The sequence below is a fragment of the Hoeflea sp. genome, assembly GCF_984452065.1.
Genome location: NZ_CFHWAF010000217.1, coordinates 2,215 through 4,567 on the forward strand (window position 1 = coordinate 2,215; position 2,353 = coordinate 4,567).

3 protein-coding genes are annotated in these 2,353 nt (G+C 63.0%); 1 reads left to right on the forward strand and 2 read right to left on the reverse strand.

Going from position 1 to position 2,353, the window contains the following annotated elements; all coding sequences use genetic code 11:
* Both AC5E6N_RS23395 and AC5E6N_RS23400 read right to left on the reverse strand, forming a co-directional pair.
* Nucleotides 1-699, reverse strand: a 699-nt coding sequence (locus AC5E6N_RS23395) for an MFS transporter (protein ID WP_491750059.1), incomplete at its 3' end; no start/stop codon positions are given.
* Nucleotides 700-1,839 carry an MFS transporter gene (locus AC5E6N_RS23400; protein WP_491750060.1) on the reverse strand — a complete coding sequence of 380 codons (1,140 nt, stop codon included), beginning with the start codon at nt 1,837-1,839 and terminating at the stop codon, nt 700-702.
* A 200-nt stretch (nt 1,840-2,039) separates the two neighbouring features.
* Here AC5E6N_RS23400 and AC5E6N_RS23405 point away from each other — a divergent pair.
* A partial coding sequence (locus AC5E6N_RS23405; RefSeq protein WP_491750061.1) for an NUDIX hydrolase occupies nt 2,040-2,353 on the forward strand: 314 nt, incomplete at its 3' end.

The following is a 2,353-nucleotide window of genomic DNA, read 5'->3' on the forward strand; positions in this document are numbered from 1 at the left end:
CAGTACGCTCTCCATGAAAATGGCCGACCAGGTCTGGACAGCCATTTCCTGAAACGCGCCAAGCGCGGCAACGATCCCAACCATGAGCAAAAGACCATAGGATCGAAAACCACCAGCGGCTTGCTCCGCTCCATCGGCGCTCGCCATGGGTTGCGGCCCCATTGCAGCCGCTGTCTCAATCAAAGCCGCACCGACCAGAACGGCGCAAACGCACAAGAAGATCAGCTCCAGGCCGATGCCACTTTCTCGAGCCAAACCCGCGATTGGACTCGCGACGACGTATGCCAATGGGAACATCGCGTGTGCACGGTTGAATAGTCGTCCGACACCGCTGCGCTCGATCTCCGACACGCGCAAATTCAAAGCCACATCCGACGCCCCCGAAGCGGCACCCGCCAGTAAGAACGCAACGGTCAAGCTAATCAGATCGGTTGACTGGCTGAGTGCCAGAGCGGCGATTGCAAAGAGCGAGAGAGAGGCCAGCAATACCCGCCGGATCAATCTCATTGGAAGCCTGCTAAGGAAGACCATGGCTGGCACCGCGCCCGCCGTCATCACGACGAGAAGCAGTCCGAAACCTCCGGCATCCAATCCGCTGAGGTTCATGATCGCCGGCGTTGCGGCCGCAAACGCGCCCCAGAAAACACCTGTAGCGCTGTAGGCGAACATGACCGAGAGCGTTGGGCTGACCTTGGGCAACTACGCGGCCTTCCGCGAGCTCAATAACCCGAGAGCCGCCAGGCACCATTCAAGAAGGCCGAGCACGACGAGCGCCAGCAGAAGCATCTGGACGCCATGGGTCGCGATCACCCAGCCGCCCAGGAACGGCGCGCCGTAAAGACCGAGAAAATAGGCAAGCGGGAACACCAGGAGAGCCGGCGCCGCCAATGCCTGCTGTTCGATGTTGGCGACGATACCGTTGAGCACCGAATAGGTCAGACCGTATCCGACAGCGAACAGGACCGTCGTCGCGCCGTAGACAAGCGGCGATTGCGGAACCAGCACCCAGGACAGGAGTGCCGCGGCCATCAGGCCCAGGAGTACAAGAACCGTCGGATAGGGCGGCTGCCGTCCGATATGTGCGGCAAGGCTCAATCGCGCCGCGACCACAGTGACCACGAAGACGGCGAAGAACAGGGCATAGTCGACGCCGATCGCTTCGGAGATCGGTGCCTGAAAACTCGTCAGGCAACCAAAGATGCCGCCCCCGATCGCGATCATGATGGTCGGCAGGGCGGCGCGGCTTCTGAAGACCCCGAAGAGCACCGCCAGAGTGAGGGAAGTCGAGCTGTTACCGGCCCGGCGATCGGATTGGACGAGCAGCAGCGCCAGTCCCGCACCTGTCAGCGACAGGCAAGCCGCGATGGCAAACACACCGGATATCGAAAGGCCAACCGACTCCAGTCCCCGACCAAGAACCGGACCCAGCCCGATGCCCAGCATCATCAGGCCGGAGACGATCGTGAGGTATTTGACCCGATCCTCGGGAGACGCGCGGCTGATCGCCAGCAGCGGTGTCAGGAGATAGAACACCGCCCAGCCAGCCCCGAAGCCGAACCCGACCGGGATCAGCATCGGGGAAGCATTGGACGCGATTGCCATCGCAACGAACGCCGTGGCCTGCGCGCCACCGGCCATGGCGATGCTCCCGGCGCGGCCGACGCGATCCGCCAGATGGCCGCTCAGCCAGCCTGTGAGCAAGGCCGCGACCATCCCGATGCCCAGGACCAGCCCGACGAACGCTTCGTCACCACCAATCTCGGCGACGCGCAACGGCAACAGGAACGTCATGCCGTAGGCTGTCGAATGCGTCACCGTCAGCGCACCGATGAGCGTCAAATCCCTCCTGTTCAATATGCCGGCTCCGACCATTCCATCGGTGGACCCTTGCTCAAAGACTGGATACAAGAAAATATCCAGTTCGACTGAAATCAAGCAGTCCAGTGACGCAAGCATGACGAGACGCCGTGGCGGCCTCGGCCCGATGCTGGTCGGGCCAAGCCGCTCTTCAGCGGCCGACCGATCAGGGAGCCAATGATGTGACGCAGAAACGTAAAGTCCCGATCGCGGCGGCCATCGCGCTGGTCGTCAAGGACGACCAGATCCTGCTGGTCCGCCGCGCGAACCAACCGGATGCGGGACGCTGGGGCTTTCCCGGCGGCAAGATCGAGTTCGGCGAGACGGTTCTCGCGGCGGCGGAGCGGGAGCTGACGGAGGAAACCGGCATTCAGGGCGAGGCCCTGCGCGTGCTCACCGCCGTCGAGGCGTTCGACCGGGACGAGGCCGATGATCTGCGCCAGCACTTCATCCTGATCGGTGTGCTGTGCCGCTGGCTGTCGGGCACGCCGGTTGC